Origin of the sequence: Microbulbifer salipaludis (assembly GCF_017303155.1) — a bacterium.
GTDB classification, from domain to species: domain Bacteria; phylum Pseudomonadota; class Gammaproteobacteria; order Pseudomonadales; family Cellvibrionaceae; genus Microbulbifer; species Microbulbifer salipaludis.
On record NZ_JAEKJR010000001.1, the window covers coordinates 904,679 to 921,699 of the forward strand.

15 protein-coding genes are annotated in these 17,021 nt (G+C 59.1%); 12 read left to right on the top strand and 3 right to left on the bottom strand.

Annotation, left to right across the window (positions count from 1 at the left end):
• Positions 1-227: 227 nt before the first annotated feature.
• Complete coding sequence (locus tag JF535_RS03750) at positions 228-2,108, top strand: bifunctional acetyl-CoA hydrolase/transferase family protein/GNAT family N-acetyltransferase (RefSeq protein WP_206999258.1); 1,881 nt, start codon at positions 228-230, stop codon at positions 2,106-2,108.
• 2 nt (positions 2,109-2,110) lie between these two features.
• Entirely contained in the window at positions 2,111-3,037 is a 927-nt protein-coding gene (locus JF535_RS03755; protein ID WP_242523575.1) for a histone deacetylase family protein, read from the top strand.
• Between the two features lie 132 nt (positions 3,038-3,169).
• On the opposite strand, the gene JF535_RS03760 is transcribed toward JF535_RS03755, so the two are convergent.
• Positions 3,170-3,523, bottom strand: a complete 354-nt coding sequence (locus JF535_RS03760) for a cupin domain-containing protein (protein WP_206999260.1) — start codon at positions 3,521-3,523, stop codon at positions 3,170-3,172.
• A gap of 296 nt (positions 3,524-3,819) precedes the next feature.
• On the opposite strand from JF535_RS03760, the gene acs reads away from it, so the two are divergent.
• The 6 genes from acs to JF535_RS03790 all read left to right on the top strand — a co-directional run bounded on the left by acs (position 3,820) and on the right by JF535_RS03790 (position 11,240).
• Positions 3,820-5,757: an acetate--CoA ligase gene (gene acs, locus JF535_RS03765; RefSeq protein ID WP_206999263.1), complete on the top strand. Its 1,938-nt coding sequence runs from the start codon at positions 3,820-3,822 to the stop codon at positions 5,755-5,757.
• Positions 5,758-6,123: 366 nt separating this feature from the next.
• Positions 6,124-6,975 (top strand): universal stress protein, encoded by an 852-nt coding sequence (locus tag JF535_RS03770; RefSeq protein WP_206999265.1) that lies wholly within the window; start codon positions 6,124-6,126, stop codon positions 6,973-6,975.
• 53 nt (positions 6,976-7,028) lie between these two features.
• Positions 7,029-7,445 (top strand): RipA family octameric membrane protein, encoded by a 417-nt coding sequence (locus tag JF535_RS03775; RefSeq protein WP_206999267.1) that lies wholly within the window; start codon positions 7,029-7,031, stop codon positions 7,443-7,445.
• A 158-nt stretch (positions 7,446-7,603) separates the two neighbouring features.
• Complete coding sequence (locus JF535_RS03780) at positions 7,604-7,978, top strand: VOC family protein (RefSeq protein WP_206999269.1); 375 nt, start codon at positions 7,604-7,606, stop codon at positions 7,976-7,978.
• Between the two features lie 156 nt (positions 7,979-8,134).
• The gene (locus JF535_RS03785; protein WP_242523576.1) at positions 8,135-10,180 is read left to right on the top strand and encodes a TonB-dependent receptor; all 2,046 of its coding nucleotides are present in this window, start codon (positions 8,135-8,137) and stop codon (positions 10,178-10,180) included.
• A 73-nt stretch (positions 10,181-10,253) separates the two neighbouring features.
• Positions 10,254-11,240, top strand: a complete 987-nt coding sequence (locus JF535_RS03790) for a TIGR00341 family protein (RefSeq protein ID WP_206999271.1) — start codon at positions 10,254-10,256, stop codon at positions 11,238-11,240.
• On the opposite strand, the gene JF535_RS03795 is transcribed toward JF535_RS03790, so the two are convergent.
• Complete coding sequence (locus tag JF535_RS03795) at positions 11,234-11,833, bottom strand: PadR family transcriptional regulator (RefSeq protein ID WP_206999273.1); 600 nt, start codon at positions 11,831-11,833, stop codon at positions 11,234-11,236. The genes JF535_RS03790 and JF535_RS03795 overlap by 7 nt on opposite strands.
• 375 nt (positions 11,834-12,208) lie before the next feature.
• Here JF535_RS03795 and alaE point away from each other — a divergent pair, with 375 nt between their 5' ends.
• From alaE to JF535_RS03815, 4 genes are all read left to right on the top strand, one after another.
• Positions 12,209-12,781 carry an L-alanine exporter AlaE gene (gene alaE, locus JF535_RS03800; RefSeq protein ID WP_206999274.1) on the top strand — a complete coding sequence of 191 codons (573 nt, stop codon included), beginning with the start codon at positions 12,209-12,211 and terminating at the stop codon, positions 12,779-12,781.
• 39 nt (positions 12,782-12,820) lie between these two features.
• Positions 12,821-13,528, top strand: a complete 708-nt coding sequence (locus JF535_RS03805) for an aspartate/glutamate racemase family protein (protein ID WP_066960775.1) — start codon at positions 12,821-12,823, stop codon at positions 13,526-13,528.
• Between the two features lie 260 nt (positions 13,529-13,788).
• Positions 13,789-15,183, top strand: a complete 1,395-nt coding sequence (locus JF535_RS03810; RefSeq protein ID WP_206999276.1) for a response regulator — start codon at positions 13,789-13,791, stop codon at positions 15,181-15,183.
• A 112-nt stretch (positions 15,184-15,295) separates the two neighbouring features.
• A complete protein-coding gene (locus JF535_RS03815) occupies positions 15,296-15,649 on the top strand; it encodes a DUF4870 family protein (protein ID WP_066960779.1) in 354 nt (117 codons plus the stop codon).
• An 84-nt stretch (positions 15,650-15,733) separates the two neighbouring features.
• Here JF535_RS03815 and JF535_RS03820 read toward each other — a convergent pair whose 3' ends face one another.
• Positions 15,734-16,993 carry a DUF945 family protein gene (locus JF535_RS03820; RefSeq protein ID WP_206999278.1) on the bottom strand — a complete coding sequence of 420 codons (1,260 nt, stop codon included), beginning with the start codon at positions 16,991-16,993 and terminating at the stop codon, positions 15,734-15,736.
• Positions 16,994-17,021 lie beyond the last annotated feature (28 nt).

The window sequence follows — 17,021 nt, forward strand, 5'->3', positions numbered from 1 at the left end:
CGGAAGTCGATGCTAAGGCCAAGCAGCGGGTGCGGGTTTTCAGGAGCGTCGCAAACAGGAGGTTTGCGCCGCAACGCCCAGGGATGGGTTCACAGTGGTCCTGAAAACCCGCACCCGGTGCTTGGCCGCCACATGCTCTCCTTAGGGGGAACCCCGAGCCAAGCTTGTGACCCGATAACCACCCGCCTACCATAGGGCAAAAACCTAGGTAGGAATCTAGCCTCCCAATGTCATCCCTGACAAACCCCAAAACCAACGAACCCGTCGCCTGGGATCAGTTGTTAAAAAGTGGTTGCCGGATATTTCTCGGCTCTCACGCTGCCGTCCCCAATCAGCTGATGGCAGACTTGGTGGAAAACAGCCGGGGCCTCAATGACATCGAAGTAACCCACGTCTTTACCCTGTCGGATAACTTCTGGGCCGAGCGCAAATACGCGGAACTGTTTACCGTCAACGCGCTGTATATCGGCGGTACTGCCGTGCGCAACGCGGTGGCGGAGGGGCGGGCGGATTACACGCCGACGTTTCTTTCCGAAGTGCCAAAGCTGTTCAGCGATCATGTGCTGCCACTGGATGCCGCCTTGATCATGGTCAGCCCGCCGGATGAATTGGGCTACTGCTCACTAGGGGTGAGCGTGGATGTGGTGTCCTCCGCCGTGAAAAATGCCACCACAGTAATTGCCCAGATCAACCCGAGCATGCCGCGCACCAACGGCCATACCTTTATCCATCGGGACCAGATACACGCCTGGATGACCGCCGATGCCCCCATCCCTGAATCACCACCACCGGAAATGGACCAGGCGGTGGAGCAGATCGGGCAGTACGTATCGGTGCTGGTGGAAAACGGCTCGACCCTGCAGATCGGCATGGGCAAGGTGCACGACGCGGTGCTGCGTTATCTGGGAAATCACCAGGACCTGGGTGTGCACTCGGAAATGATCTCCGACGGGGTGGCGCGCCTGATGAAAAGCGGCGTCATCAACAACCGCAAGAAAACCTTTCATACCGGCAAAACTATCACCAGCTACTGTATGGGCTCCAAGATGCTGTACGACTTTGTCGATGGCAATCCGCACGTGGAGCTGTATCCCGCAGAGCATGTCAGCTCACCGGTCAAGATTGCCCGCAACGACAAGATGGTGGCGATCAACAGCGCAATTGAAGTCGACCTGACCGGACAGGTGGTTTCCGATTCTATCGGGCGCATGCTGTACAGCGGTATTGGTGGGCAGGTGGATTTTATCCGCGGTGCGGCACTGAGCAAGGGCGGCAAGCCGATCATCGCACTGCCGTCCACCGCAAGGGATAAAGACGGCAACTTGATCTCCCGCATTGTGGCCTCCCTCACTCCCGGTAGCGGCGTGGTGACCTCCCGCGCGCACGTGCACTATGTGGTCACTGAATACGGCATTGCCTCGCTGCGCGGTAAAAGTGTACGCGAGCGGACACTGGAAATGATTCGCATCGCGCACCCGGAGTTTCGCCGGGCCTTACTGGAAAAGGTGCGGGAATTTTACTGGGTGCCCGAGTACCAGGAGCAGGCGCCCACCTCGGTGCCGGAGCTCGGCCCGGTGGAGCAAAAGCGCTACACCTTCGGTGGCATTCGCTATACATTGCGCCCACTGCGCCCGTCCGATGAGCGCCGGTTGCAGGAGTTTTTCTACACCCACAACAAAGAAACCCTGATGATGCGTTACAACCACCATGTAACGCAGATGTCGCGGGAGAAATCGTGCAGCCTCGTCAGTGTTGACCAGGGACGGGACCTGGCTCTGTGTTTCACCGACTACGACGGCGATCGCGAGGTGATCCAGGGGGTGGGGCGTTACTATTTTTACGAAGCGGACAACAGTTGTGAGGTGGCGTTTGTCATCAAGGAAAGTCGCCGCGGCAAGGGTATTGCCACCACCCTGTTGCAGGAAATGGAAGCGATTGCCCGCGCCCGCGGCATCCGCAAAATGTTTGCCTGTGTGCGTCGCGACAATAAACCCATGCTGGGGATTTTTGAGAATAATGGGTTTGTTTCCCGCAGGGGCGACAGCATGGATGAGCTCTACCTGGAGCTGGATCTGACCGGCACACCCAATAACGAAAACAAGGATTAAACATGGCTACCGTGGGATTTTTTACCAGCTCTGCCTGCAGTCAGCACGACATGGGGGCAGAACACCCCGAGTGCCCCGCGCGGCTCGACGCCATCCAGGACCAGCTATTGTCCAGCGGTATGGAATACGTCCTGCGCTTTTTCGATGCGCCGAAGGCCACTCGAGCCCAGCTGGCACGGGTGCACACCCCGGACTACGTAGATTCGATTTTCGCCCGCGCCCCCAGTGAAGGCTTCGAGGTGCTCGATGAAGATACCCGCATGTGCCCGCAAACACTGGATGCGGCCCTGCACGCGGCTGGTGCTGCGGTGGATGCGGTGGACCGGGTGATCGCCGGTGAAGTGCACTCCGCCTTCTGCTCGGTACGCCCGCCCGGTCACCACGCAGAGCGCGACAAGGCCATGGGCTTCTGCCTGTTTAACAATATTGCCATCGCTGCCGCCCATGCCCGCGCGCAGCATGGCCTGCAGCGCGTTGCGATTCTCGATTTCGATGTGCACCACGGCAACGGCACCGAGGATTTTGTCGCCGGCCGCGAGGGCTACCTGCTGTGTTCCAGTTTCCAGTCGCCCTATTACCCGTTCAGCGGCACCGGTGAATTACCGGATAACATCGTCAACACCCCGCTGGAAGCGGGCGCCGAGGGCCGTGCGCTCCGGGACCTGGTGAGCAACCAGTGGCTGCCGGCACTGCAGCGCTTCAAACCACAGATGCTGTTTATTTCTGCCGGCTTCGATGGGCACATCGAGGATGCCATGGCGCAACTGCGCTTTCGCGAAGAGGATTACCAGTGGGTGACGGAGAGGTTGCGGGCATTTGCCGACGCGCATTGCGAAGGCCGCATCGTGTCCGCGTTGGAAGGGGGCTACGCGCTATCGGCGCTGGGACGCAGTGTGGTCGCACACCTAAAGGGGTTAATCGGTAGCTAAGCCGATCGAATAAGCAGGATCTGAAGGGAAGAATAAGCACCGGGTGACTGCTTTCATCAGCGCAGTTTTGAAAACAGCTGCCCGGTGATTTTACGCTATCGCGTCATCTTTTGGATATCGCCAGACTCAGACTTACTCCTCGTAAATCGCATAAAACTTCTTCACCGAACCAATGGTTTCCCAGGTCCCCTCAAACCCTGCCGGAATACAGAACGCGTCCCCGGTAGACACTTTCTCACTGGTGCCCTCGGCATCGGTGATGATCGCCTCGCCGTCGATGATGTAGCAGAACTCATCTTCGCTGTACGTGAGTGTCCACTTGCCCGCATCGGAAGACCAGACCCCGCAAAAGAAGTTTTCCTTGGCATTGGTGAAGAAATGCTCGGTCAATTGCTGGGGCGCGCCCGCCAGTACCTTTTCCTTGGCGACGGGGCCTGCATCCCGCTCGCCGCGGCTTTCCTGGATACGCAATAGTTTTACCGACATAGAATGCACTCCTGAAAAATGTGATCACTTTTTCAAGGTATTTTGCACCGCGCGGGCAAAAAAGGCACGGGATTCCGGGTGCGGGCTGGGAATCGGCAAACGTGGCAGGCTATGATGGAGTAATCGAAAGAGTGACAGCGTTGTCATTTGTTCGCCGCCAGTGGTATAACTTGTCGGGATAAATGCCCCCGCATAGCGACCGGGGCACAGCGATGAACGCGCCATAGTGACTGCTCACTTACCTGAGCCGCTAAAGGAGGCGCTGCAGCCCGATAATTCTAATAAGGGAGAAAACAATGTCTGAAGTGCACATCTATCCCGTGCCGGAAAAATTTGCCGCCGATGCTCTCGTCCGCGACGAGGATTACCTGCGCATGTACCAGCAGTCGGTGGAAGACCCCGATGGATTCTGGTCCCAACAGGCCAAGGACTTCCTCCAGTGGAGCAAACCTTTCACCAAGGTTGTCGAGGAAGACTTGACCAAGGGGCACGCCGCCTGGTTTGCCGATGGCGAACTGAATGTCTCCGTGAACTGTATCGACCGCCACCTGCCCGCACGCGCGCAACAGACCGCGTTTATCTGGGAAGGCGACGACCCCGCCGACAGCAAAGCCATTACCTATAGCGAGCTACATGAACAGGTCTGCCGACTGGCCAACCTGCTCAAGGCCCGCGGTGTGAACAAGGGCGATCGCGTCTGTATCTACATGCCGATGATCCCGGAAGCCGCCTACGCGATGCTCGCCTGCAGCCGCATCGGCGCGGTGCACTCAGTGGTGTTCGGCGGCTTCTCCCCGGACTCCCTCAAGGACCGGATTCTCGATTCCGACTGCCGCCTGGTGATCACCGCGGACGAAGGTGTGCGCGGCGGTCGCAAAGTGCCCCTGAAAGCCAACGTGGACAAGGCCCTGGCCAAGTGCCCGGACGTGCACACCGCCATTGTGGTGAAGCGCACCGGTGCCAATGTGGACTGGGACAGCAAGCGCGACATCTGGTACGCAGAGTCTGTTGCCGAGCAGAGCAGCGAGTGCGCCCCGGAGCCGATGAACGCGGAAGATCCGCTGTTTATCCTGTACACCTCCGGCTCCACCGGCAAGCCCAAAGGGGTGCTGCACACCACCGCCGGTTACCTGCTGATGTCCACCATGACCTTCAAATACGCCTTCGATTACAAAGAGGGCGATGTGTTCTGGTGTACCGCCGATGTGGGCTGGATTACCGGCCACAGCTACATTGTTTACGGCCCGCTGGCCGCCGGTGCCATCTCGCTGATGTTTGAAGGGGTGCCCACCTACCCGGACGCGTCCCGCTGCTGGCAGGTGGTGGAAAAGCACAAGGTCAATATCTTCTATACCGCGCCCACCGCCATTCGCGCATTGATGGGCGCTGGTGACGACTATGTTACCCAGTGCGATCGCAGTTCCCTGAAACTGCTGGGCACCGTGGGCGAGCCGATCAACCCGGAAGCCTGGGAGTGGTATTACCAGGTGGTGGGCGACAAGCGCTGCCCGATCGTGGATACCTGGTGGCAGACCGAAACCGGCGCCCACCTGATCACACCACTACCCGGTGCCACCACCCTGAAGCCTGGCTCTGCCACCCGTCCTTTCTTCGGCGTACAACCGGCGCTGCTGGACGAGAAGGGGCAGGAAATTGACGGTGAAGGCGAGGGCGCCCTGGTGATGAAGGCCAGCTGGCCGAGCATGATCCGCAGTGTGTTTGGTGACCACCAGCGCATGATCGATACCTACTTTTCTACCTTCCCCGGCTATTACTTCACCGGTGACGGCGCGCGCCGTGATGCCGATGGCTACTACTGGATTACCGGGCGCATCGACGACGTACTCAATGTCTCCGGCCACCGCCTGGGTACTGCGGAAATCGAAAGCGCGATCGTATTGCACGAAGATACCGCCGAAGCCGCCGTGGTGGGTTACCCGCACGATATCAAGGGGCAGGGCATTTACTGCTACGTCACCCTGAAAAACGGCCGCGAGCCGTCGGAAGAGCTGCGCAAGGAGTTGATCGACCTGTGTGTGCAGGAAATCGGCCCCATCGCCAAACCCGATATCATCCAGTGGGCACCGGGCCTGCCGAAAACCCGCTCCGGTAAGATCATGCGCCGTATCCTGCGCAAGATTGCGTGTAACGAGCTGGATTCGCTGGGGGATACCTCGACGCTTGCCGATCCCTCTGTGGTTGATGAGCTGGTGGACCATCGCGCCAACAAATAATTGCGGTGCTGAGTAACTGAGTGCTCTGTTTTGCCTCCTGCGGTCGCGGAGCACTGGGTATTTGTTTTCGAAACTGAGCTAGGCGCCCCTGTTACTACATTCCTGTAGGCTGCGTCGGCGACGTCCATGTCGCCGACGCTTTCGAAAACGAATCCCCGACACTCCACCTTCACTTCCTAGTTTGATCTTTCATAAGCTATCGCCACATCATTTTCAGCGAAAATCTCCCAGTGATTGCCCGCCACCGCGCGAGATCAACAGGTACTACAGGCTAGCCACACTTGATTTGAACCAAGACAAAATCCCGATCCGGTGATTTAATGCCTATAAAGGTATTGGATACACCCCAGCAGCACCGGAGGCCGCATGCAGAATATTCTTGTTATTCTCGACAAGCCCAAGCACGAGCAAATCGCCCTGGAGCGCGCCCTTGAACTGGCGCAGAAATCCGGTGCCAGGCTGCAGCTGGCCAGTTTTGTGTATGAGCCGGTCGCCTCTATCCCTATGCTGTCCGGGGCAGTGCTCGACGTCCGCGATCAACTCCAGACCGAGCGCCGCCAGTGGCTGGATGAGCTGCAGCAAAAATACACGCTCCCCGAAGGCTCCACCGCTGACGTCATCTGGCATCACGACATTCCTTCCTGGGCTCTCAGCTACCTCGCCGACAACCCCGTCGACCTGGTGGTAAAAACCGCCCAGAAACAATTTGCACGCGGCGGCTTCGGCTCCATTGACTGGCGCCTGATCGAAAGCCTTCCGGTGCCCCTGTGGCTCGCCGTTAGTACCCACTGGGTCAAGCGCGACCGCATCGTTGCCGCACTGGACCCCGCCGTGGAAAATACCCTGCACGTTGCACTCAACCAGCGTGCGCTCAAACTCGGCGAGCAACTGGGCAAGCTGCTCGGTGCCGAGCTCGAAGCCGTAGCCTGCGTGCCCGCTACAGACGAAATCATAGACCTGGATGCCTTCCGCGAGCAGGCCGGTGCACTGTTGCAAACGATTGATCAGGTGATCGCCGACAGTGGCGCAGAGTGCAAGAAAACCCACTTTGTTACCGGCAAGCCGGCTGCCGAAGTCAATCGGGTGGTGGACCGCAATAAAGCGCGTATGATTCTGGTGGGGCGCGGCGTGCGCAAGGGGCCAAAAGGGTTCCTGCTGGGGAATACCGCCGAGCGGATTCTGGGCCGTGCCAATACCGATGTGGTTATTGTTCCCTGAGTTGGGCACTCACGACTCAATACAGACCCGCTATAAAAATAAGGAATTCCGAGGTGAACGAACAGCAGTACCTCTGCGAGCACTATCGCTTTAACGCCGAGCAGCGCCTCAAGGCATTCAATTTTTTTGTCGTCTTATCGATGTTTGCGGACGGTGGAGTATTCACCGCCGTGGAAAAAGGTTTTCACCCCCTCATACTGGTGATGCTCGGCGGGTTTGTGGTGATTGTGTCCTGTGTCTTCTGGGTAATGGACCTGCGCAGCCGTGCGCTATTGAATCTTGCAGTGCCCGGCCTGCGCGCTATTGAGCAGCAATTACCGGAAACGGCGCGGGTCTTCAGTCGAGACCTGCATACACAGCATCGTTTTATTCGTTACACCTTTGCCATCCGCGCCCTGATCCTGGGGCAGTTTGTCTGCGGCACCGCTGTCGTGGTTTATGGCGCGCTTTCCTTTGTGGGGTTGGTCTGACGTCTCTTGTCCGGGCCGGCTCCCGTTATCCCCGAATTCTCCTATCTCCACTCTCTCCACTCTCCTCTCTCTCCACTCTCCTCTCTCTCCTGTGCCGGGCCTTCTATACTGATTTTCCGGAAACGGGATCCGATTTTGTCGCGCCAGGGAGAGAAAAAATGTTGGACCATATCGGGCTGATAGTGCACGACTACCAGCGCAGTAAAACGTTTTACCAGTCCGCGCTGGCACCGCTCGGTTACGAGCTGGTGATGGAAATGGCCGGGTGGGCGGGCTTCGGCTGGGGTGGCAAGCCACAGCTACTGATCAAGGGCGGCTCCAGCACCGCGCCCGCGGTGCATATCGCGTTTAGCGCCGAAGACCGGGAAACGGTGCAGGCGTTTCACCAGGCTGCCATCGAGGCAGGCGGCAAGGATAACGGCGCGCCGGGGCTGCGACCGGAATACCATGAACACTATTACGGCGCTTATGTGCTGGATCCGGACGGGCACAATATCGAAGTGGTATGCCATATCCCTGCCGACGCGTTCTAGCGCATCGATTAAATCCGGCGGTCTTCATTATTTGACACGGAATTGATTCTGCCGTTTTCGGTGGTGTCATCAATCTCGACTATCTTGAAGCGTGACGGGGCGATCTTCGCGCCTTGGTGGCGTTTCCAGCTTCAATAAATAAAAAATGAGGTATTCATGCTTGTTTCCCTACTGGCCGCACTGGTTGTCAGTGACGCAGCCGGCTCCCAAAAAATGAACGGCGTGATGAGAGCCGATGAGGCTGTGGAAGAAGTATCAGTCGTCGGTCGGCAGCTGAACCTGAATGGCGACGCAATTTCCGCATCTCAAGGGGAAGTTGGGCCGGCGGAAATCAGTTCCTGGCCACTACTCCGCACCGGCGATCTGATGGAATTTGTCCCGGGTATGGTGGCCACTCAGCATTCTGGTAGCGGCAAGGCGAATCAGTATTTTTTACGTGGTTTCAATCTGGATCATGGCACCGACTTTGCTACCTTCGTCGAGGGTATGCCGGTCAACCTGCGCTCCCACGGTCACGGCCAGGGATATACGGATCTTAATTTTGTGATTCCGGAAATGGTCCAGCGCCTGCGTTATCGCAAGGGGCCTTACTATGCCGATGTGGGAGATTTTTCTTCTGCGGGTTCGGCACATTTTTTCCTGGCGGAGGAGCTTGATCAGGGGATTGCTGAATTGAGTTTGGGTGAGCGGGGTTATCGCCGCGGCGTCGTGGCCAATACTTTGGGTTCCGGCAGCAATGATCTGCTGCTGGCATTGGAATGGCAGGTATACGATGGCCCATGGAGCGATATCAGCGAAGACGTCAACAAATTGAACTTGCTCGGTAAGTACTCTTTAGATCTCGCGGGCGGTCGCGCCCAGTTTACTTTGATGAGTTACGAAAACCAGTGGAACTCGCCCGATCAAATCCCCGAGCGTGCCGTCGCACAGGGCATTATTGATCCCTTTGGTTCCCTCGATACCAGTCTCGGTGGCGATACCCATCGCTATAGCCTTTCGGGTGGATGGAGTGGCGCGGTTGCGGGCGGAGAACTCTCGCTAAGTGGCTATGCCATTGACTACGACTTTACGCTCTGGTCCAACTTCACCTATGCACTGGAGCGCCCGGATAAGGGTGACCAGTTCCAGCAGCGGGATGATCGCCGCATATACGGGTTTGAACTGGCTCATCAGTGGCAACGAGAAGCCGCCAGCTGGCGGTTGGGCATACAGGGGCAGAGGGATGATATCGACCAGGTTGGCCTCTACCAGACGCGCGAGCGCGCAGTGCTGGGGACGGTGCGGGAGGACCGGGTTGTGGAGGACAGCCTGGGTATTTTTGCAGTCAACGAGATCCAGTGGAGCGATACGTTGCGCAGCTACGTTGGGCTGCGTTATGACATCTATGACTTTAACGTGAATGCAGCACTTGAAGCGAATAGCGGTCGTCGCAGCGATGGAAGGCCTTCGCTCAAGGCGAGTCTCGCCTGGCGGCCGTTGCCGGTATCCGAGTTTTATCTTAGCTATGGTCAGGGGCTACATTCCAATGATGCGCGCGGCACCGTAATCCAGGTGGATCCTCTAACCGGAGAGGCAGTGGATGCAGTAGATCCGCTGGTAGCGTCCCGCGGCTTCGAACTGGGCGCGCGTCATTTTGTTACCGACCAGCTTCACGCCACCGTTGCCCTTTGGCAGCTGGACCTGGATTCCGAACTGTTGTTTGTCGGCGATGCGGGTAATACCGAAGCCAGCCGTCCCAGCGAGCGGCGTGGGGTGGAAGTCGGTTTTTACTGGTTTGCTTCGGAGCAGATCAGCGGTGAACTGGAAGTCTCGTATACCGATGGCCGCTTCGCCGACCCTGATCCTGCTGGAGTGGAGATCCCCGGCGCTATTCCTCTGGTTGCGAGCGCTGCGTTAAATTACAACGCCGGGGATGGTTGGTTTGCATCACTACATTTGCGCCACTTTAGTGCCTATCCGCTGATCGAAGACGGCGGCGTGCAGTCCGGTGGCTCCTCATTGGTCAACCTGCGTGTGGGGCGGGAATTTGCCGCGTGGCGCCTGCAGCTGGATCTGCTGAATGCACTGGATTCCAAAGATCGCGATGTGGAGTATTTTTATCCATCGCGTCTGGCAGGGGAGAGCAGTGATGGAGCTGAAGATATCCACTACCATATCTTCGAGCCTCGCGCACTGCGGGCCTCGCTGCGCTACAGCTTCTGAGCCGGCGACAACCCTGAAACTACTCGCTATCCCCGCCGATGCGTTCTGACGTGGGCTTCTATTTGGTAAGCGCATGAAATTGCTGTCGATACTCGCTGATGCCAAGGACGCCGAGCGCGTTGCTGCTATCGCAGAAACCTGCGCGGCGGAAGAATTTCGTCTCGATGCCCAGGTTCCCAGCGGGCACCAGAGCATGCGCATGCTGGTGAGTGACGACAAGGTGCAGTCGGCGCTGGACCTGCTGGCACCGCTGGTGGAAGGGGTCGCCGGGGCGCGGGTGCTGGTGATTCCGGTAGAGGTTTCGCTGCCCCAGCAGAGTGAGGAGGAGCGCAAGAAGGAAGACTCGGCACTGGCGGCGCGCGAAGCGCTGTATGCCACCGCGGAGAAGAGCGCGCGCCTGGACCGGGATTACCTGGTGCTGGTGGTGCTCTCGACCCTGGTGGCGGCGATCGGGCTGCTGGAAGACAACGTGGCGGTGATTATTGGTGCCATGGTGATTGCACCCCTGCTGGGGCCCAACATGGCGTTTGGTCTGGGTACTGCGCTGGGCGATACGGCGCTGATGCGCAGTGCCCTAGCTTCCCTGTCGGTGGGCGTGCTGGTGGCGACGCTCATCTCTGTGGTGATCGGGCTGGTGTGGCCGTGGGATGCGTTCAGTGAGGAGCTGCTGGCGCGCACCAACGTGGGCTGGGACTCGGTGGCGCTGGCACTTGCTTCCGGCGCCGCAGCGGCACTTTCCATGACCACGGGCCTGTCGAGTGTACTGGTGGGCGTTATGGTGGCGGTGGCGCTGCTACCGCCGGCGGCAACCTTTGGCATGATGCTCGGCGCCGGCAAGTGGGAGCTGGCGGCCGGGGCGGGATTGTTGCTGGCAGTGAATATCGTGTGCGTCAATTTGGCCTGCAAGCTGGTGTTCCTGTTCCAGGACATCGAGCCGCGCACCTGGTGGCAGAAGAAATCCGCGCACCGCTCCATGAAAATCTACATCACCGTGTGGGTCGTGACCTTGCTGCTGCTCTCCCTGGCCATTCACCTGCGTCACCAGTTTAACCTTCAGTGATTGTGCTGCTCCGGGCCTTGTGCTCCCGCTTGCGCGTCCACTCTTTCCTCTTTCTGCCTCTCCAGCTCCAGTCGCTCCAGTAGCTGTTCCGCCCAGCGAATCCAGGTTTTTTCCGTTTCGATGCCAAGCAGCAGGGGCTGGTGCGCCAGCCACAGGCGCTGCTGCTGTTCCACAGGCCGGCTGTAGAACCGCTGGTTCTGGGCTTCGTAAGTGGCGAGCATCGCCCGGTGTTCCTGTAAATGCCGCTCTACCTCGGCGCGCAACTGGGTGTTGCTCAGGTGGTGGCCGGCGAACAGCTGGATCAGAAACGGCTCGCGGATCTTTTGCGCGGCGGCGGGTTTGGCCGCCCACTCCGCCAGGGCGGCGCGCCCGGCGGTGGTCAGTGAATACACCTTCTTGTCTGGCCGCCCCTCCTGGGGCTGTTCGGCGCAGTCCAGCAGGCCTTCCCCGTGCAGTTTGTGCAGCTCGCGGTACATCTGCTGATGGCTGGCGCTCCAGAAGTAGCTGACGCTGCGTGCGAAGCGCCGCTTGAGGTCGTAGCCACTGCCGGGTTCGATATCCAGCAGGGTCAGTACGGCAAATCTCAGTGACATGATTCAGTTGCTTTCGCCGGGTTGAAAGGGGCGCGCGGCGCCCGGGCTCCGGGCCTCTATGCAAGTAGTTGCATAGCGTCGCGGCCGTTTGCGCAGTGTAATCCCTGGCGACCCGGACGGCACCAGGGAGTGCGGGGAATTGCGTGGTAGGAAAAGGGGGTGGTTCAGCGGAAAGTTGCCTGAATTAGTGTGACTATTTCGTCAAATTGGTTTGTTTAGGATACTTGTGTATTTATTAATGAAAAATTGATCTTATGAGCCTAGTATTTCCATTTTTTGTGGATATAATCGCCGGCGCCACCAAAAGTGGTTGAATAATGTCCAGAAGCAACTTCGACCGGTTACCCTTCGGTCGTATATCGGATTACCCCTAGCATGTCACCGCAATCCCTGTCTCAGGCTACCGAAGCCATCCCCGTTTCCCCGCCCGTCATGGTGCTGGAAGACGAGCAGCCTGTTGAGACCAAGCAGTCCACCAATACTCAGCTCAATGCGCGGCAGAACCGCCGCACCCGCCGGGATGAATGGCTGCTGGATGTGTTTGCCATGAACAGCTTCTCGTGGGTGATTGCGATCCCCATCGAGCTGCTGCTGGCGGGGATGAGCTGGCGTGAGCATATTCAGGTGCGCCTGCTGGCGGTGGTGTTCAATACCCTGATTGCGCGCCCGTTCAGTATCTATCGCAACTGGGTTGTGGCGCGGTTCGGGCGCGGTGGCGTTGTGCACAATTACGCGGTCGATACCTTCGTGTTTCTCAGTTTTCAGTTGCCGCTGTATACCCTGAACATGATTCTGGGCGGCGCATCGGCCGGCGAAATCGCTACAGCCTGCCTTACGTTCGTGATGATTGCCGGCGCGCTCGGTCGTCCCTACGGTATGTATCTCGACTGTCTGCGCCGTCTGTGGCTGAATAGGCGTCCGGCCGCAGACACCTGCTCTGCCGGCTGAGCGATTTTTCCTGTAACAGCATGGGGCGGGTTTCCCGGTATGCAGAACAAGCACATAGAAAATAACGGCATACAGAGTGATATGGCCGCTATCGGTGTCATTGCCGGTACCGCCACGGATACCCGCTTCGGCCTTGAATTCCTGGCCGCCCGCAATGTGCCAGGCATGGGGCTCGCCATCTCCAGTTCGCCGCAGGCCCAGACCCAGCTGCAGGCGCTGGGGCGCAGCGAACTCACCGCGCAGCTGATCCAGGCGATCGAACGCTTGCAGAATGCGGGGGCGGGTGCGGCAATGATCTACTGCAACTCCCTTTCCGGCGCGGTGGATATGGTAGCGGTGCGCTCGGCGGCGGCGATCCCGGTGATTTCACCGCTGGATGTGTATGCGGAGCTGACCCAGCGCTATCGGAATTTTGGCCTGCTGGCGGCGAACTGCCAGAGCTGCGCCAACATTGAGCGGGAAATCCTGTCGGGTAACCCCTCCGCCAAAGTCATTGGCATCGGCAACCTGCAGATTGTGGAAGACATCGAAGACGGTATGCCGGCCGCGACCATCGTTCGGCAGCATGCGCTGGATGACCTGGCCGCCGCACTGGTGAAAAGTGGCGTGCAGATTCTGATCCTCGGTTGTACCCATTTCGACTACTTTTATGAGGAGCTGCTGTTGCACTGCGATGGAACACGGCTGTTCCTGCCCTCCGAGCGAATGCTGGCAATCTTGCAGGAGCGAGCTGTCCAGGCTGCGTAATAGTTGATCGGTTCAACTGGTACGGGTGTTTATTTGCGCCTGATACCGCATTTTCACACTGTATTTTCTGCCAAATGGCGTAAAATAGTCTTGTTCATGCCCTTTGGTTGGGGTATCAATCGCGCGAGCAAGCGCTCACAAATAATCGGATAGGCTGCCCTGCGTTCACCCGCGGGGGTTTGCAGTAGGCAGGTTAAGCCGTCCGACCGGGTCGCAGGAATGACCCGGTACATAATTGGTTTTCAAGGATGAATACAGCCATGACCTCACACGGCTCCGTCAGTCGTTCCCTGTTACGTTCCCTCGATTTGAGCAAGTCCGCGCGCACGCGGCCCGCTCTTGTCCTTCTGTCGCCGCTGTTCGCTCTCCCGCTGCCGGCCTCAGCGTTTCCCGGTGAGGGGCTGTTGCTGGATACGCAGGTCCCCCTGATCTGGGTGTTGCTACTGGTTATCACCACGGCGGCCTTTGCCATTGCCTGGACGGTAGCCACCGCCAAGACCCGCGCTGCACTGGACGCCGGGGCCGCGCAGGCTACGGATCTGCAGGCAGAAAATGCCAAGCTATTTCGCCAGGTTCAGTCGCGGGTGCACGAGCTGATGACGCGCGACAAACTGCTGGAAGAAGCCAAGGCCGAGACGGAGCAGATGCGCGAGGAGCACTGTGACTTTCTCTCGATTACCGGCCACCGCATGCGCAAGCCCCTGGAAACCCTGGTGAGCACCATGAACCTGCTTTCCCGCGGTACTGACGGTGAAGTGCGCCAGTTGGCAGAGGCTGCACTGGGCCAGTGCCGGCAGCTGCGCAGCAGTATCGAGGACATCCAGCGTGCCGGGCAGCTTTCCGGGCAGGTGGTGCCGGCGGCCGCGTCCCGAGATAGCGCCCAGCGTGAGCTGGAAATTCTTCTGGTGGAGAACGACTCGCATCCTTCCTTGCGCACGCGACTGGAGGCCCACGGCCACCGGGTACGCCGGGAGACTAACGGCGTTGACGGCGCCGACGCCGCCCTGCGTGGCAAGTTTGACCTGGTACTGGTCGACGTGCGTTTGCCGCTGATCGATGGAGTGGAAACGGCGCGCAAGATCCGCGGTGATTACGGCAACAAAGACCTGCTGATTTTCGGCATGCTGCCGGATCTGCGTAAAGGGGATAAAGAGCGTTATCTGGAGCGCGGCTTGAGTGGCATTCTTCCGCTGCCCGCCAGTGACCCTCAGTTGTTGCAGTTACTGAATTGGGTGGAGCAGAAAACCCGTGAGTCGGCCCCTGCGGGTAAGCCCGCACGGGCCGCCAAGATACTGAACGCAAGCACGCTGGAGCGCCAGCGGGACACCCTCGGCCATCTGGCCTTTGCCGAGCTGCTGGGCGACCGTCTGGCCAATATGCCGAAGAAGATCACTGCTTTCACCAGCTCGCTCACCGGGCGCCACTGGCTCGATGCGCAGCATCAGGCACAGGCCATTGCCGCCGAGGCCGAAAGCGTGGGCCTTGAGGTGGTGGCGAGTCGCCTGAAGGCGCTGGCGGCGCGGCTGTCCATCGACAGCGAGCGGGATTACTGTCGCCACCAGCGCACGGAAATTCTGGGCCTGATGCGGACGTCCATTCAGCAACTGAAATCCTGGCGGGAGAAAAATGTCCACACCGAGTGGGCCCTGCGATAAGTGCCGTGGCTGTTGCGACAATGTGTCCTGGGCAGCGTTATATTCGGCGTGGTTTGGGCTTACACTAGCGGCTGGATTGAAACACGGTATTCATTGAAGGAACCCTGAGCCCATGTCTGAGCAGTACCCTGCCCCCCAACAGGCCGAGCGCGAGCGCTCTGGCCGCGATATTGCCACGCTGGTGTACCTGATTCAGGCCATCAGCCTGTTTACCGCGGTGCCCTTCTTTGTAGGTGTGCTGATTAACTATGTGAAGCGCGGCGATGTGCGCGGCACCCTGGCGGAATCCCATTTCCGCTGGCAAATTCGTACCTTCTGGTACAGCTTGCTGTGGTTCGTGGTGGGCTGGGCGACGGTGTGGATTCTGGTGGGCTTTGCGGTCTGGGGAATCAGCTGGGTGTGGATGGTGTATCGGGTGATTCGCGGCTGGTTAACGCTGGCGGATAACCGACCAGCCTACTCATAGAAAAATTGATGAGAGAGATGTGAGCGGCCAAGTGGCCGCTCTTTTTTTTGTTTCGCAAACAGGCAAGGGGTGCGCCGTTGCCGCTTAGAAACCGCCCATCAATGCCAGTACAAACAGGTCTGCTGGCAGCTGCTGGCCATTGACCCGCAGGTTGCCGCGCTCGAGTTGCAGGTGCATGGACAGCTGGCCGTTTTCCTCCTTCAGGAAACCGTACTGTTTGAGCGCGCTGGCCTGCATGATCAGTGGCGATTGCAGCAAAGCCTGTTCGGCAGCGGTAATGTTGGCGCTGCCGTTGAGGTGGTCGAGCCAGAACAGCTTGTCATTCGCCACCGCTCGGTTCCGCGGCATGCCCTTCCAGTCCACATCCATTTGCAGTTGCATGGGGCCATTGGCGCTCTCGATATCCAGCTGTTGCTGCAATTTCACCGGGCGGTCAAATACCTGTGGCCAGCTGCGCTGGGCCGCGGGGGTGAGCAGCGCGGTATACAGGTAGTGGTGCAGGTCGTCATAGCTGACCGCCGGCGCGTTCAGCTGGTGGGTGAGGGCCCGGGCGGGGGTGGCCGACTGGATTTCCGGCAGCTTGACGGCGGTCTGCACGTTGAGGGTGCGCGCGGCCACCAGCTTTCCGGTGTAATCAAATTCGGCATTGCGCAGTTCCAGCGGCCCGGAGTCATTGTTGGTGCGCACCAGCGGCAGGTCCAAGTGCAGACTGCCGGCGCCATTGGGGGCCAGCTGGAAGTTGCCGTTGGCCGACTGCAGGTAGAGTGCCTCGCGGTGGCCGTCCATGCGGACGAATTCACCCAGCTCGAAAGCACTGGCTTGCTGCTGCCCCTGGTAATCCGTGATCAGCTGAATGCGGCCGCCGGCAAACTGAATCTGCTGGTCGGCGACGTTGCGCTCAATGGGCAACAGGTGCAGGGTGTTGATGACCCGATTGTTTGCCGCGACCAGGGTTTCCACGATCACCGGGCTATCTTCCACGCTGGCACCGATGGGGCCGTAGTAGGCCTCCAGCTGATGCCGCAGGGTCGGTTCCAGCTGCTTGCCGGTCAGGCGGGTTTTCGCGTAAAGGGCGCCGACGCGCGGGCCGCTGCGGGTGAACAGTACCGGACCGTGCTGGAGTTCGGTGAAGGTTTCCGAGGCGCCATCTTTCCCCTTGAGCAGAGTCAGGGCCTCGGCGCCGAACCAGCTGCGCTGGTAGCCGGTGACCTCAATGTTGGGCTGGTGCGCCAGCTGTTGTTGCAGCACTTGCTCCACCTTGGGGCCAATCAGGCCGGGGGCAATCAAGGCGGCCAGTAGCAACAGGGTGGAGAGGGCAATCAGGACAAAACGTAAGGCTTTCATGCGATCAAATTTCAAGCGTTTAAGTCAG

Excerpts from the sequence above, each read along its gene's own strand:
- JF535_RS03795 (WP_206999273.1), bottom strand. The coding sequence starts at position 11,833 with ATGTCACTGAGATTTGCCGTACTGACCCTGCTGGATATCGAACCCGGC.
- acs (WP_206999263.1), top strand. The coding sequence starts at position 3,820 with ATGTCTGAAGTGCACATCTATCCCGTGCCGGAAAAATTTGCCGCCGAT.
- JF535_RS03785 (WP_242523576.1), top strand. The coding sequence starts at position 8,135 with ATGCTTGTTTCCCTACTGGCCGCACTGGTTGTCAGTGACGCAGCCGGC.
- JF535_RS03790 (WP_206999271.1), top strand. The coding sequence starts at position 10,254 with ATGAAATTGCTGTCGATACTCGCTGATGCCAAGGACGCCGAGCGCGTT.
- JF535_RS03815 (WP_066960779.1), top strand. The coding sequence starts at position 15,296 with ATGTCTGAGCAGTACCCTGCCCCCCAACAGGCCGAGCGCGAGCGCTCT.
- alaE (WP_206999274.1), top strand. The coding sequence starts at position 12,209 with ATGTCACCGCAATCCCTGTCTCAGGCTACCGAAGCCATCCCCGTTTCC.
- JF535_RS03760 (WP_206999260.1), bottom strand. The coding sequence starts at position 3,523 with ATGTCGGTAAAACTATTGCGTATCCAGGAAAGCCGCGGCGAGCGGGAT.
- JF535_RS03770 (WP_206999265.1), top strand. The coding sequence starts at position 6,124 with ATGCAGAATATTCTTGTTATTCTCGACAAGCCCAAGCACGAGCAAATC.
- JF535_RS03780 (WP_206999269.1), top strand. The coding sequence starts at position 7,604 with ATGTTGGACCATATCGGGCTGATAGTGCACGACTACCAGCGCAGTAAA.
- JF535_RS03755 (WP_242523575.1), top strand. The coding sequence starts at position 2,111 with ATGGCTACCGTGGGATTTTTTACCAGCTCTGCCTGCAGTCAGCACGAC.
- JF535_RS03820 (WP_206999278.1), bottom strand. The coding sequence starts at position 16,993 with ATGAAAGCCTTACGTTTTGTCCTGATTGCCCTCTCCACCCTGTTGCTA.
- JF535_RS03805 (WP_066960775.1), top strand. The coding sequence starts at position 12,821 with ATGCAGAACAAGCACATAGAAAATAACGGCATACAGAGTGATATGGCC.
- JF535_RS03810 (WP_206999276.1), top strand. The coding sequence starts at position 13,789 with ATGACCTCACACGGCTCCGTCAGTCGTTCCCTGTTACGTTCCCTCGAT.
- JF535_RS03750 (WP_206999258.1), top strand. The coding sequence starts at position 228 with ATGTCATCCCTGACAAACCCCAAAACCAACGAACCCGTCGCCTGGGAT.